Here is a 13,754-nt window from a genome sequence, read left to right as displayed (position 1 = left end):
TTAAGCTTGAGCCAATAGATTTGACTTCACCCATGGAATCACAATTTCTGTGGTTAACGGGGCCAGTGCTAAGTCTTGTTCATTGAGATCAATCCATTTCATCTCGGCAATCTCCGCCTCAATTGTTGGCATTTGATCCAGTTTGACCAGATATACATAACTGACCAGTTGGTGGTCAGGTTCATTCGCGGTCTTCGTTTCAAAACGACCAACAAATTGCTGTACTTCAGCCTGACAGCAGATCTCTTCCTGAATTTCACGAACAATCGTCACTTCAGGTGCTTCATTCGGTTCCAGCTTGCCACCCACCTGCATAAAGCAGCTGGTGCCTTTCTTGCGCACGACCAATAATTGCTGTGCTTCATTCAGTACAATGCCGGCGGCAACAGTAATAACGTTCATAACTACTCAAATTTAAAAATGATCAATGGGCTTATTTCACGAGATCTTGCTGATCAACCATCCCCCATTTCGCTTGCGGTGGTTGATAATTCTCAAAAGCATCCAGAATTGTTTCAATTTCTTCACTGACAATGAGTTTCTCGGTAAAACGTGCCTTGGTAAAACCCTGTTCAGTCGTGTGCTGAATAAAATGAATCAAACCGGTATAGAAGTTTTCTGCATTTAAAAATGCACATGGCTTTTCATGAATACCGAGCTGTGCCCAGGTCCATTGCTCAAAGATTTCTTCCAGTGTTCCTACACCACCCGGTATCGCAATAAAACCATCTGCCAGTTCTGACATTTTGGTTTTGCGCTCGTGCATATTTTCAACAATATGCAGTTCAGTCAGACCTGGATGGGCCAATTCACGGTCTACCAGCTGCTTTGGAATCACCCCAATCACTTGGCCGCCCGCAGCCAGAGTACTGTCCGCAACAATTCCCATCAAGCCTGAACGGCCACCACCATAGACCAGTGTTTGCTGTCTAGCTGCCAGCGTCTGGCCGACTTTTTCAGCAATCTCGGTATAAACAGGTGCGATCCCCAGTGCGGAACCACAAAAAATTGCGATAGAATTCATCATTTTTCACCATTTAGTTCTAGCTGTATCGCAAGGAATCCCTGATCGAAGCTTTTTTTGAAAAAATAACTGTTCAATCAGTGTTTTTATTCAATTCCTTGTCTAAAATACACCCATTCCAATTTACATACTGCGCAAGGGAGAAAAGACAGCATGCTTGAAGCCTTTTATGCCACAGAGCGCGGTAGCCTAGAAGATGCCACTATTAATGGCGACTTTGATTTACATCAAGATTTGGTTTGGGTCGATCTGATTGCTCCTTCACAGGAAGAGCAGCAATGGATCATGGACGCTTATGAGCAAAATCTTCCTACCCTCAAATCATTAGAAGACATTTCATCCAGTGCCCGATTCTACCGCGATGATGACGGTATTTTGCATATCAGCACTTATTTTTTAACGAAAAATAAAAACTATCAGGTTGAAGAAGATACTGAAGATCAATCCAGCATTTTAGCCACGGTGCAAACCGTTGCCTTCATTCTGCATAAAGACCGGCTGTTTACCTTGCGTGGGGAAAAGCTGGTAGCGTTCCGTGCCTTTCGTGCTCGTGCGCGCCGCAATGATTATGAGATTGATTACAAGGATCCGACCTGGATTCTACTTGGCCTGCTTGAAGCCAAGCTGGATGAGCTGGCGGATATTCTGGAAGATGTGCACAAGGATCTGGAAAAATACTCAACCGAAGTCCTGAATAACCGCCATCGTGAACAGATTCTGGATCTGGATGACATGATTACCCGTCTGGCACAGCTCGAGGATATGCTTGGAAAAGCCCAGCTTTGTCTGATCGATTTACGCCGGGTACTGACCTTCCTGTCCCGTCCACGGGCGCTCGGTAGTCATATCTATGATGCGGACATTCGAGAGCTCAGTGAAGATGTACGCTCTCTGGTTGAGCATGATGCTTTCTTATTCCAGAAGGTGCGATTCCTGCTCGATACAACTTCCGGATTCATTAATACCGAACAGAATGACACGATCCGTCGATTCTCGATCTTGCCAAGTATGCTTGCGCCACCGATGCTGATTGCGAGTATTTATGGGATGAACACAGAAGTTCTGCCTTTTGCACATGGCACCACCAGCTTTATTATTGTCGGGCTGATTCTGGTCGCATTCTTCATTGGACCATTGATTTACTTTAGATGGAAGAAATGGATTTGAGCGAGCTTTGAGGCACTGCTTCAAAGCAAAGCGCAAGAAATCTCTGTATTTAACTTATATCTATTTAATCCCTCGTCAACTTCTCTCTAAAAAAGTGAAGAAAATTCCCCCTCCTTTTCCAGAGGAGGAGTTAGGTGAGGATTTTCACCCTCTCTCTTTAACTCTCCCTGAGGGAGAGAGAACTTGCAATCTATACTTAGATCTATTTGATTTTCATTATTTCTTAAAATCTAATCACAATAAAAAAGCACCTTTCGGTGCTTTTTCTCTCTACTGAATGATCTGTAAATCATTCTCCAGGTGACAGGACTGTATGATCTTCATCACTTTTGGAGGAACAGCTTTAAACTGCAATCCTTTGGCTTGTGGCGTCTGACGTAACCATCTGACCAATATCGCCAAAGCCAGAGTACTGCCACTTTCAAGCTCAGCCAGATTTACCACAATAGGAAAAACTGTCTGTGACTGAATTTCACGCAGCCCCTGTTCATAGTATTGCTGCGCATTGTTATAGTCGATTTTGCCTATAACATGCAGTTCCTGATTACTGAATCTGATCACAGCTCACCTATCTTATTTTTTCTTTTCAACCGCTGCTTCTGCATCTGGCTTGAAGTTTGCAATTGCTTTATCCAAGTTACCGCCATTACGTTTTACAGTCGCTGCAAACTGGTTACGGAACTGTAAACCTAGATCAATACCAGACACGTTGATATTACGGATTTTCCATTGTGAACCTTTATCGGCCAACTGGAAAGAAACCGGAATTTTCTCGCCATTATTATGGAAATCAATGGTTACAACTGGATTTTTGCTACCCGTGTCTTTGTACGGACGCATGGTATAAGACTGGTTGGTATATTTGGCAAATGCTGAACCATAATTTTCAGTCAGCGTTTCACGGAAATTACGTTCAAACTGAGCACGCTGTGCAGCAGAGCTATACTGATTAGTTGCATACGTTCCCATCACAATGCGGGTAAATGCTTGTGAATCGATATATGGATCAAGATTCTGACGAATAATAGTTTTCACCAGTGCCGGATTGCTCTGCAACTTGCTATGGTCTGCTTTCAGACGAGCCACCAGATTGTCTGCAACTTTCTTGATAAATGCAGGTGGTGCTTCAGCCGGTGCAGCGAAAACACTTCCCATCGCCATAGTAGATAGAATGCATGCTGCAAGGGTTTGCTTTACTAAAATATTCACTCAAATTTCCTCAATCATTATTCAACAAATGCAGGTTCTGCATCTGTAGCTTCAGAAGTTACTGCATCAGCAGATGCCTCCTGAGTTTCTGATGACTTACTGCCTGCTCCACCTGTCACGAATTTGGTAATTAAATCTTCAATTTCCATCGTGCCCTGGGTATTGGCAATCTGATCACCACGTTTCAAATAATTCAGACCGCCGCCTGGAATAATTTTCAAATACTTTTCACCCAGCAAACCATTGGTTGCTACCATAATGTAAGCATCTTCATCAATATTGGTAATGGATGTCATGTTGTCTAAGAGTTGCTTTTCCATTGCTTTTTGTTGCGCAGGTGCCGCAGCTTCATAGTCAGTGCTGTAACGTAACTCATCTAAGGCTTCTTGCTGTACTTTCTTTAACTGTTCAGCATTAAATGATGTCAGTGAACCATCTAGCGTCATATGTACAGTGGCTAATCGGGTGACTGGATCAAGTGTAATCGTATCGACCTGACCGACTTTCACACCGCTTAAAGCCACTTTGGCACGTGGCTTAATGCCATTTACATTTTCGAAAGTTGCTGTCATTTTATAGCTGTCGGCAATATTGGTTCCGACCAAACCACTGACACGCATTGCCAGGAAGAAAATTGCAATTCCAAACAAAATGACAAAAACACCAACGGCCAGCTCACTGGTACGTGATTTCATTAAACACCTCCGAACATGACCGCAGTCAACACGAAATCAAAACCTAAAACACACAACGATGAATACACCACAGTACGTGTTGTGGACGTTGCAATCCCTTCAGATGTCGGTTCACAGGCATAACCCTGATAGACCGCAATCCATGTACAAATCAATGCAAATACAAAACTTTTAATGATGGTACCGTTAAAGATATCCTTGTAGAACTGCACGGTACTTTCCATACCGCTCCAGTACGCACCTTCATCTGCGCCAAGGAAATCTACACCGACCATTTTACCGCCCATAATCCCTACGGCAGCAAAAATTACGGACAGCATTGGCAGACTGAAAATCCCCGCCCAAAGACGTGGTGAAATGACCCTTTTTAGCGGATCAACCCCAATCATCTCCATACTGGATAACTGTTCAGTGGCTTTCATCAGACCGATTTCGGCTGTCAATGCGGAACCGGCACGACCAGCAAACAAGAGCGCTGCCACAACCGGTGCCAGTTCGCGTAATAAGGTTAGAGCTACTGCGGTACCTAACATGGCTTCACTGCCAAAGGTCGCCAGAATGGTATACATCTGCAAACCGAGAACAGCACCAATAAACAGACCCGAAACTACGATGATCAGTAAAGAGAGCACCCCAACACGGTACATCTGGTAGACAAATAGCTTAAACCCCAGCCAGGTTGGCATCGAAATCAGAATTTGCAACAGCATCAAGGTCGCAACCCCAATCCCGCGCACACGTTCTATGACGCGTCTACCCAATAAGGCAATTGCATTCATGAACGCACCTCATCACTTAAATAAGCCGCATGACTAAACTGATAATCCACAGGTCCCTCAACGGAACCCGTCAGGAACTGCTGAACAAATGCAGAAGGATGTGCTTTTAATTCTTCAGGTGTACCTTCGCCCTGGATCTTTCCTTCTGCCACTACGTAAATGTAGTCCGCAATGGATAGAGTTTCTGCTACATCATGCGAAACGATAATTGTAGTCAGGTCTAATGCTTCACGCAGGGAACGAATCAGACGTGTTAATACACCCATCACGATCGGGTCTTGCCCGGCGAATGGTTCGTCATACATGATCAGCTCTGGGTCAAGTGCAATCGCACGTGCTAGAGCCACACGACGGTTCATACCACCAGATAATTCAGAGGGCATCATCTGCTCTGCACCGCGCAGACCGACAGATTCCAGCTTGAGTGCCACGATTTCTGCGATCAAGTGCTCAGGCAATTTGGTATGTGCACGAATCGGGAAAGCGACATTTTCATAAACACTCATATCTGTGAACAAAGCACCGCTCTGGAATAACATGCCCATACGTGCACGTGCAGCAAACAGCTCACTACGTGACATGCGTGCGATATCCTTGCCATCCAGCAACACCTGTCCTTGATCTGGCGTTAGCTGTCCGCCAATAAGACGCAATAATGTAGTTTTACCGGTACCAGAAGGTCCCATAATGGCAGTGATCTGACCACGTCGAATGTTCAGGCTGACATTCTCATAAATCACACGTTCGCCTCGCTTGAAGCTCAAACCTTTCACTTCTATGAGTGATTGAGTCTCAAACGCTGTTTGATTTTTCATAGCTAAGCGTTTTCCTGCATTTTTTCAGCATGCGTACTATAAAGGATTAACTCTCTAAATGTTACCTTTTGATCGGAATGTTACAATGGCAAAAAGGCAATATCTGAATGAAAAAAATGAGAAAGCATGATTTATTTTTATAATTTTATCGTCTGCTTATATGTTCAATAATCATTCAATTATAAAAATTATAGAGAAAGAGAATGATGTTACATAAGATCAGGATCAGCGCAATATAAGGCATAACAACCTCATGGATATAACGAGCCAAGTGTGATTTTTGAGGATTAGTTATCATAACCGATTCAAATTCAGGAATGGCACACACTTTACCTAAAACTTTAAAAAAATGCATGCATAAAAAACCAGCGTTACCGCTGGTTTTTTCTGGCCAGATTCAATTAGTCATTGAATTTGCGACGTGGACGGTCTTCACCGAACGAACGCTCACCACGTGGTTTGTCATCGAAGTTACGGCGTGGACGATCACCACCGAAATCACGTTTAGGACGGTCATCACCAAATGAACGTGCTGGACGGTCACCGAAACCACCTTCACGACGTGGCGCCGGACGATCACCGAAATCACGTTTAGGACGATCCCCAAAACCACCCTCACGACGTGGCGCCGGACGATCACCGAAATCACGTTTAGGACGGTCACCAAAAGAACCTTCACGACGTGGTTTGTAGTCTACGCGGTTGCCACGGTTGTCATCAGAACCTTCGAAACGAGGACGGTCGCCAAAATCACGTTTTGGACGGTCATCGAAAGAACGTTGCGGACGGTCACCGAAACCACCTTCACGACGTGGAGCTGGACGATCACCGAAGTCACGTTTAGGACGATCACCGAAACCGCCTTCACGACGTGGACGATCGCTGTTGAAGTCACGACGTGGGCGATCTTCGCCACCGAACGCAGGACGTTCGCCACGAGGTTTGTCATCAAAGCTACGACGTGGACGGTCATCACCACCATCACGACGTTTGAAGTTACCTTCACCTTCGAAACGACGACCACCGCCGAAGCCACCACGGCCGCCACGACCGCCATCACGACCACGACCAGCGCCATCACGGCTACCGCGTGCAGGAGGTGGAGATGGCTCAAGACCTTCGATTTCAGATACTTCTAAACGAGCATCCAGGTAGTCTTCAAGCGCACGGATTTTACCGCGTTCACGGTAAGTCGCTAAAGTAATCGCTTTACCAGTACGGCCCGCACGACCTGTACGACCAATACGGTGTACATAGTCCTCGTTCTTCATTGGAAGACCGAAGTTGATGACGTGAGAGATTGTTGGTACGTCTAGACCACGTGCTGCAACGTCAGTTGCAACCAAGATTTTTGCACGACCTTCACGGATGCTGCGTAGACGACGGTTACGAACTGTCTGTGGCATTGCACCGTGAAGTGCTACTACTGATAGACCTGCTTCAGCAAGTTCTTCAGCCAGCATATCGGTATCTTCTTGCGTAGAAGCGAATACAACTGCCTGATCAACGTCTTCTTCGTTTAACCAGTGAGTCAGTAATTTTTTCTTGTGCTCAAAGCCATCAGTCCAGTGCAAAGTCTGAGTGATGTCAGTATTCGTAGAGTGACCAGTTTCGATCGCAATACGCTCTGGCTCATTCATCATACGTTCAGCAAGCGTGATGATACGCGGTGCAAATGTTGCAGAGAACATCAAAGTCTGTTTACGGTTCGCAGCCAAGTCACCGATTGCCTCTAGGTCTTCAGAGAAACCAAGGTCTAACATACGGTCAGCTTCGTCGACGATTAACGCATCAACTTTGTCCAGTTTAATCTGGCGACGGTTAACAAGATCAAGTAAACGACCTGGTGTCGCAACTACAACTTGTGCACCTTTTAATTGTTGGATTTGTTTACCAAATGGCATACCACCCATGATTGCAGCAATACGAACACCTTTCATGTGACGTACAAATGCAATCGCATCCTGACAAACCTGTTGTGCAAGTTCACGTGTTGGTGAAATTACCAGGATATTCGGTTGAGTTACCGCTTTCATGCGTTCTTTGAACGGAACGAAAGTATCTTCAGTTGCAAGGCCATTCAATGTAGGGAGAAGGAAGGCTGCAGTTTTACCAGAACCAGTCTGGCTTGACACTAGAAGGTCTTTACCTTCAAGCGCCGCAGGAATAGATAGTTCCTGTACAGGTGTAGGCGCAGTAAAGCCTAGTGCTTGTAAAGCTTGTTGTAAGGTTTCGTGTAGAGGAAAATCAGCAAAAGTTTTGCTCATAGAGTCTTTCACCCGGAAATTGGGTGCTCCATTAAAAATAAAGTCAAATGAACATCGACAAAAAGCGGTACAGCAATATACGCTGAAAATAAGAGATCATTCAGCGGCGATCCGAGTAACGACGATGTGATATAACGCACGCATGATTACGGCATAACCTGAAGGAATCGCTTTAGCGATTGGGGCGCGAGATATCGTCCTCTCTTTGGACCGCACGCGCATACACAATGATAAGAAGAGAAATGTTCAGGTAACGAACAGAAATTAAGTGCGTGCGCGGATTATAGCAGGATTTAAAATAATGTCATTAAGTTTTATTGTTATTTTGTATTAATCTAAAATTAGTTGATATTTTAACTATATTTAGCAGAAAAAAATATTATCCAGTCATAAAAAAGGCATCCCTTAGGATGCCTCTTATATGTTTTAAACCAAAATGTCTAAACCCGATTATTTAGCTGCCTCGCCCCATGCAGGAACAACTGCCTGCATTAAAGGTTTCAGCATTTTCATAGAGCAGGCAATGACCTGACCTTTTTCCATAGATTCGCTGCCACCACGTGCATCAACCACTGTACCGCCCGCTTCTTTCACAATCAGTTCACCAGCAGCGATATCCCAAGGTTTCAAACCAAGTTCAAAGTAACCATCTAAACGACCTGCCGCAACATAAGCCAGATCCAGCGCAGCAGAACCTGCACGGCGGTATTGAGCACCTGCCTCAGTAACGTTTAATAGTGATTCGAAATGGTTTTTCGCATAAGACACCACTTCACCGCCACGTTGAGCGCGGTAAGCATGACCGACTGCCAGGAAAGAATTCTGCAAGTTGTCTTTCACATTTACACGGATACGACGCTGGTTCAGCATCGCACCACGACCACGACTTGCAGAGAATAGCTCGTCTTTCACAGGGTCATAGATCACACCGTGTTGGGTTACGCCTTTGTGCTGAACAGCAATAGAGATACAGAAATGCGGGAAACCGTTGATGAAGTTCAGTGTACCGTCAAGAGGATCAATCACCCAACACCATTCAGCGTCGTGACCTTTACCTTCTTGCAAACCAAACTCTTCACCAAGGAAGCTGTGGTTTTTATAACTTTTACGCAGCGTATCGATAGTCAGTTGCTCTAGGTAACGGTCAACACGCGTTACAGGACCATCAATGCCTTTCTCTTCGACTTGTAGATCGAGTTTATGACGATTTTGATGCGCTTTTAAAAGCTCTTGACCAACTAATTGAGCCGCACGCGCAGCCATCACCACCATAGGTTCCATTGAACACCCACTACAAATTTGAAGATATTGATAAAGAATAATGCATAAAAGCCCCTACATTTTAGCAAATCTAAGGGCTTTTTGGGAAAAAATGTGTCTAAAATTTTGAAGACGTTGTTTCAGACTGGCTGGGTAAGTGAAGACCAGGCCTGATTCATTGACTTTTCAATGCCTTGAGCATCAAGTCCTGCCTGTTGCAGCATCTGTGCATGGGTCGCTTGCGCCATAAAGGTATCAGCAAGACCAAGATTTAAAATTGGTTTTACGATCTGCGCTTCAGCCAGATATTCATTGACTGCACTGCCCGCACCTGCCATCACTGCATGTTCTTCGACTGTCACGAACAGAGTGGTACTTGGCGCAATATCATCTAGCATTTGGGTATCCAGTGGTTTGATGAAACGCATATTCACCACACGTACTGCCACATCATGTTTTGCAGCAAAGGCTTGGGCTGCATCGATAGCGGCCTGCACTCGGCTACCAAATGCCAGTACAGAGATATAGTCATCATGCTGACCATTAAAGCTCGCTACGATTTCAGCCTGACCCATTGGTAATTCAACCATGTCTTGCTGAATCTCAACACCCAGACCACTCCCACGCGGATAACGTACTGCTGCCGGACCTTTATAGAGATACGCAGTATGTAGCATCTGGCGACATTCATTTTCGTCTTTTGGCGCCATGATCACCAGATTCGGAATGGTACGCATATAAGCATAGTCATATGCTCCGGCATGGGTCGGACCATCTTCACCAACCAGACCAGCACGATCGATAGCAAACGTCACATCCAGATTTTGTAGCGCCACATCATGTACTAACTGGTCATAACCACGTTGCAAAAACGTTGAATAGATCGCTACAACCGGCTTCAAACCTTCGCAAGCCATACCCGCTGCTAGCGTTACCGCATGCTGTTCTGCAATCGCGACATCAAAGAAACGCTCAGGATATTGCTTAGCAAATTCCACCATGCCTGAGCCTTCACACATGGCTGGGGTAATGGCCAGCAAGCGGTCATCTTTCGCCGCTTCATCACACAGCCACTGACCAAAGACATCAGAATATTTTGGTGCTGGATTTGCAGTAGATCCTGCATTTAAACGACTAATCGCATGATATTTAATTTGTTCTGCTTCTGCCGGAGCAAAGCCTTTGCCTTTTTTGGTATAGACATGAATCAGACGTGGACCTTTACGCTTTTTCAGTGCATTAAACACATGCACCAATTGACTCAGATCATGACCATCATAAGGACCAAAATAATCAAAACCAATCGCCTTAAACAGGTTATCGGCAGCATCAGTCGCTGCACAATGCAGACGTGAGTTATACACCCATTCTGGATGCGGCTGAACGAAAGCTTCACCCTCTTCAGTAATATTCACCGACTCACCACGTTCCCACAGTGCAGCGAGATGCTTGGCAAAACCGCCAGTGCTGCAGGAAATCGACATGTCATTATCATTCAGCACCACCATCAGATCTGCATTGTGCGCGACGGCGTCATTCATGGCTTCAAAGGCCATACCTGCCGTCATTGCACCATCACCAATAATGGACACCACTTCACATGGATTCTTTTGATAGCGACGCGCCAAGGCCATGCCCAAGCCTGCTGAAATCGCAGTAGAAGAATGCCCTACCCCGAAAGTATCAAATTCAGATTCATCACGCGCCGGGAATGCAGCCAAGCCATTTTTGGCACGAATCGTGGTTAATTGCTCACGACGACCGGTTAAGGCTTTATGCGGATATGCCTGATGACCTACATCCCAGATCAGGCGGTCGTCTGGCGTATTGAAGCAATAGTGCAAAGCTACAGTCAGCTCAATCACCCCCAGATTGGCACCAAAATGCCCACCACTTTGTCCTGCAGCATACAAAATGTACTGACGTAACTCATCGGCCACCTGCTCAAGCTGATTTTGCTCAAGTGAACGCAATTGCTCTGGATGATCGATCGCATCAAGCAACGGTGTTACAGGGCGTTGAGTTGGTATTTCTGTATACAGCATAAATGGCAAAGCCTTCAAAAGCCTGGCAAATCCTAAGCTAGGTCTGTCTATGGGGAGTCCCGATCATATAGTCGAATTGTAGCAGCTTCAATTGACTAAAGCTGTTAACGGCGCAATATTAAACAATGAGCTTGATCAGGGTAAAATTTGCAGAATACGATTATCCTGAATAATCTTACTGTTTATCAACTATTATCGTTCGCTTTATACAAAAAAGAAAATGTTCTCCAGAAAATCATCTATGCAACCCTACTAATGTCCAATCATTACGCTATACTTTGAGCAATTTCAGGATTTAACGGGTTCAGCTGTGCCTATCGAGTTTGTCGCAACATCAAGATTACCTACCGCTCATGGTGAATTTAAAATTACTGTTTTTCAAGACCCTAAGACTGGCGAAGAACATGTCGCGTTATCTAAAGGACTGGAAGAATCGAGTGATGAACCCGTGCTGGTGCGTGTACATTCTGAGTGTTTGACGGGTGATGCTTTTGCCTCACTGAAATGTGATTGTGGACCGCAACTTCAGGCGACACAAAAGCTGATTAATGAAGTCGGTCGTGGTGTGATTTTGTACTTGCGTCAGGAAGGCCGTGGGATTGGTTTGACCAATAAAATCCGAGCCTATGCTTTGCAGGATCAAGGTCATGACACCGTAGATGCCAACCTGATGCTAAACCTGCCAGCAGATGCACGCCAATACGATATGTGTAGCATCATGCTGGATCATTTAGGGGTAAAAGCTGTACGTTTGATTACCAATAACCCTACAAAAATCAATGCACTTAAAGACTTAGGTATTAATGTGGTGGATCGTGTACCTCTGACGGTTGGTCTAAATCCATTTAATGAACAGTATCTTAAGACCAAGCATGAACGTATGGCGCATCTGTATCGGAAGGATGATTTTTGATTTTTATTTAATCTCCCCTAACCCCTCTTTGAAAAAGAGGGGGAAACTCCTTCATTTAGTAAGAATCGGAAGCCTCCCTGAGTGAGACTTCAGTATTGCTTTAAGTCGAAGTGCAAGAAAGTGAGGTTTGGTGGGATTCTAAATCGTCATCGAAAAAATCCGGTTCTCCGGCATTTTACGTTTTAATCTCAGGTCAAAAGCCATACAGATATTACGTACAAAAGGTTTCCCTTTCTCCAAAATTGTGACTGATGAGTCTGCAATTTTAATTAACTGATCCTGTGACATTTCTTTGAGCTGTTCTAGTACTTCGTCAATTTCAGCAAATTGCATGTGCTCATCTGCCCAAGAAGTGGTGAAACTGCACATCAGATTCAGGATATGCTTACGGATGATTAAATCTTCCTGACTTAATACATGCCCTTTAACGACTGGAATCTCATTCTGTTCCAGACATTCATAATATTCTTCAATGGTTTTTACATTCTGGGCAAAGCTGTACCAGCTATCACTGATTGATGAAATCCCCAGTCCAATCATCACTTGCGTTTTGGAAGCTGTATAACCCATGAAGTTACGGTGTAAAGAACCCTCCTTAAAAGCCTGATACATGCTGTCACTTTCTAGCGCAAAATGATCCATGCCAATTTCATGGTAGCCATGTGCCAATAGTTTCTTCTTGCCTTCTTCATAGCACTGGCGCTTGATTTCATCTTTAGGCACATCGGCATCTTTAAAACCGCGCTGACCATTGCCCTTGATCCATGGCACATGCGCATAGCTATATAAGGCTAAACGGTCCGGCATTAAGGTATTAGTTTGACCAATGGTAGTCAGTACATCATCCAGGCTCTGGAATGGTAAGCCAAAGACCAGATCATGCGAAATCGAGGTATAACCTATTTCACGCGCCCATTCGGTGACCTGTTTGACATTTTCATAAGGCTGGATGCGGTGAATGGCTTTCTGCACAATTTCATTATAATCCTGCACGCCATAGCTGACCCGGCGGAAACCTAAGTCATACAAGCCTTGCAAATGTTCATAAGTGGTATTGTTCGGATGGCCTTCAAAACTGAATTCATGCTCAGACGCTATTTCGGCCTTAACCAAGATACCTTTAATCAGTTGAGTTAAGTGCTCAATCGAGAAAAAAGTCGGTGTACCACCACCAAGATGGATTTCCTTGATCATTGGCTTTTCTTCCAATAATTCACAGTACAGGTCCCATTCCTTCAGCACCGCCTGAATATAGGGTTGCTCAACTTCATGCCGTTTGGTGACACGTTTATGGCATCCACAGAAAGTGCACAGGCTTTCACAAAATGGCAGATGGATATATAGACTGATGCCTTCTTTCTGATTCGATTCAGCAAAAGAGCGCTTTAAAGTCTGTTTCCACTGTTTCAGAGAAAAGTACTGTTCTTCCCAATACGGTACAGTTGGATAACTGGTATAGCGTGGACCTGGGACATTGTATTTTTGAATGAGGGAAGTAGCCTGAACCGACATAATATCCACCTATGACCATCGAAAATTCACCCAAGCATGGGCCATCTAAAGCTATTGTGTGGGGCTCG

13 protein-coding genes are annotated in these 13,754 nt (G+C 44.8%); 2 read left to right on the top strand and 11 right to left on the bottom strand.

Going from position 1 to position 13,754, the window contains the following annotated elements; all coding sequences use genetic code 11:
• Both C8322_RS01380 and C8322_RS01375 read right to left on the bottom strand, forming a co-directional pair.
• Window positions 1–402: an NUDIX hydrolase gene (locus C8322_RS01380; RefSeq protein WP_004809841.1), complete on the bottom strand. Its 402-nt coding sequence runs from the start codon at window positions 400–402 to the stop codon at window positions 1–3.
• Between the two features lie 31 nt (window positions 403–433).
• The gene (locus C8322_RS01375) at window positions 434–1,024 is read right to left on the bottom strand and encodes a TIGR00730 family Rossman fold protein (RefSeq protein WP_008303018.1); all 591 of its coding nucleotides are present in this window, start codon (window positions 1,022–1,024) and stop codon (window positions 434–436) included.
• A 153-nt stretch (window positions 1,025–1,177) separates the two neighbouring features.
• Here C8322_RS01375 and C8322_RS01370 point away from each other — a divergent pair, with 153 nt between their 5' ends.
• Window positions 1,178–2,191 carry a CorA family divalent cation transporter gene (locus tag C8322_RS01370; RefSeq protein ID WP_004809844.1) on the top strand — a complete coding sequence of 338 codons (1,014 nt, stop codon included), beginning with the start codon at window positions 1,178–1,180 and terminating at the stop codon, window positions 2,189–2,191.
• Between the two features lie 270 nt (window positions 2,192–2,461).
• Here the strand turns inward: C8322_RS01370 and C8322_RS01365 are convergent, their stop codons facing one another.
• The 8 genes from C8322_RS01365 to dxs form a co-directional block, all read right to left on the bottom strand.
• Entirely contained in the window at window positions 2,462–2,752 is a 291-nt protein-coding gene (locus C8322_RS01365; RefSeq protein ID WP_004809846.1) for an STAS domain-containing protein, read from the bottom strand.
• A gap of 12 nt (window positions 2,753–2,764) precedes the next feature.
• The gene (locus tag C8322_RS01360; protein ID WP_004809849.1) at window positions 2,765–3,400 is read right to left on the bottom strand and encodes an MlaC/ttg2D family ABC transporter substrate-binding protein; all 636 of its coding nucleotides are present in this window, start codon (window positions 3,398–3,400) and stop codon (window positions 2,765–2,767) included.
• Between the two features lie 17 nt (window positions 3,401–3,417).
• Entirely contained in the window at window positions 3,418–4,095 is a 678-nt protein-coding gene (locus C8322_RS01355; protein ID WP_004809851.1) for an outer membrane lipid asymmetry maintenance protein MlaD, read from the bottom strand.
• Entirely contained in the window at window positions 4,095–4,874 is a 780-nt protein-coding gene (gene mlaE, locus C8322_RS01350) for a lipid asymmetry maintenance ABC transporter permease subunit MlaE (RefSeq protein ID WP_004809853.1), read from the bottom strand. Before mlaE ends, C8322_RS01355 begins: the two co-directional genes overlap by 1 nt.
• Window positions 4,871–5,689, bottom strand: a complete 819-nt coding sequence (locus C8322_RS01345) for an ABC transporter ATP-binding protein (RefSeq protein WP_004809856.1) — start codon at window positions 5,687–5,689, stop codon at window positions 4,871–4,873. The genes mlaE and C8322_RS01345 overlap by 4 nt, the downstream gene beginning before the upstream one ends.
• Before the next feature lie 401 nt (window positions 5,690–6,090).
• Window positions 6,091–7,956, bottom strand: coding sequence for a DEAD/DEAH box helicase (locus C8322_RS01340; protein ID WP_111810305.1), 1,866 nt, complete (start codon window positions 7,954–7,956; stop codon window positions 6,091–6,093).
• 450 nt (window positions 7,957–8,406) lie between these two features.
• The gene (locus C8322_RS01335; RefSeq protein WP_004809859.1) at window positions 8,407–9,237 is read right to left on the bottom strand and encodes an inositol monophosphatase family protein; all 831 of its coding nucleotides are present in this window, start codon (window positions 9,235–9,237) and stop codon (window positions 8,407–8,409) included.
• 119 nt (window positions 9,238–9,356) lie between these two features.
• Window positions 9,357–11,261, bottom strand: coding sequence for a 1-deoxy-D-xylulose-5-phosphate synthase (dxs, locus tag C8322_RS01330; RefSeq protein WP_004809861.1), 1,905 nt, complete (start codon window positions 11,259–11,261; stop codon window positions 9,357–9,359).
• Window positions 11,262–11,571: 310 nt separating this feature from the next.
• On the opposite strand from dxs, the gene ribA reads away from it, so the two are divergent.
• The gene (ribA, locus tag C8322_RS01325; RefSeq protein WP_048881805.1) at window positions 11,572–12,174 is read left to right on the top strand and encodes a GTP cyclohydrolase II; all 603 of its coding nucleotides are present in this window, start codon (window positions 11,572–11,574) and stop codon (window positions 12,172–12,174) included.
• Window positions 12,175–12,312: 138 nt separating this feature from the next.
• Here the strand turns inward: ribA and hemN are convergent, their stop codons facing one another.
• Window positions 12,313–13,686 carry an oxygen-independent coproporphyrinogen III oxidase gene (gene hemN, locus C8322_RS01320; RefSeq protein ID WP_111810304.1) on the bottom strand — a complete coding sequence of 458 codons (1,374 nt, stop codon included), beginning with the start codon at window positions 13,684–13,686 and terminating at the stop codon, window positions 12,313–12,315.
• Window positions 13,687–13,754: the final 68 nt, after the last annotated feature.

Origin of the sequence: Acinetobacter sp. SM1B (assembly GCF_003289665.1) — a bacterium.
Lineage (GTDB): Bacteria > Pseudomonadota > Gammaproteobacteria > Pseudomonadales > Moraxellaceae > Acinetobacter > Acinetobacter schindleri.
This window is presented reverse-complemented; position numbering and strand designations above follow the sequence as displayed.

Bases quoted from the DNA above. Each gene is read 5' to 3' on its own strand.
- C8322_RS01380 (WP_004809841.1), bottom strand. From the start codon at position 402: ATGAACGTTATTACTGTTGCCGCCGGCATTGTACTGAATGAAGCACAG.
- C8322_RS01375 (WP_008303018.1), bottom strand. From the start codon at position 1,024: ATGAATTCTATCGCAATTTTTTGTGGTTCCGCACTGGGGATCGCACCT.
- C8322_RS01370 (WP_004809844.1), top strand. From the start codon at position 1,178: ATGCTTGAAGCCTTTTATGCCACAGAGCGCGGTAGCCTAGAAGATGCC.
- C8322_RS01355 (WP_004809851.1), bottom strand. From the start codon at position 4,095: ATGAAATCACGTACCAGTGAGCTGGCCGTTGGTGTTTTTGTCATTTTG.
- mlaE (WP_004809853.1), bottom strand. From the start codon at position 4,874: ATGAATGCAATTGCCTTATTGGGTAGACGCGTCATAGAACGTGTGCGC.
- C8322_RS01345 (WP_004809856.1), bottom strand. From the start codon at position 5,689: ATGAAAAATCAAACAGCGTTTGAGACTCAATCACTCATAGAAGTGAAA.
- C8322_RS01340 (WP_111810305.1), bottom strand. From the start codon at position 7,956: ATGAGCAAAACTTTTGCTGATTTTCCTCTACACGAAACCTTACAACAA.
- C8322_RS01335 (WP_004809859.1), bottom strand. From the start codon at position 9,237: ATGGAACCTATGGTGGTGATGGCTGCGCGTGCGGCTCAATTAGTTGGT.
- dxs (WP_004809861.1), bottom strand. From the start codon at position 11,261: ATGCTGTATACAGAAATACCAACTCAACGCCCTGTAACACCGTTGCTT.
- hemN (WP_111810304.1), bottom strand. From the start codon at position 13,686: ATGTCGGTTCAGGCTACTTCCCTCATTCAAAAATACAATGTCCCAGGT.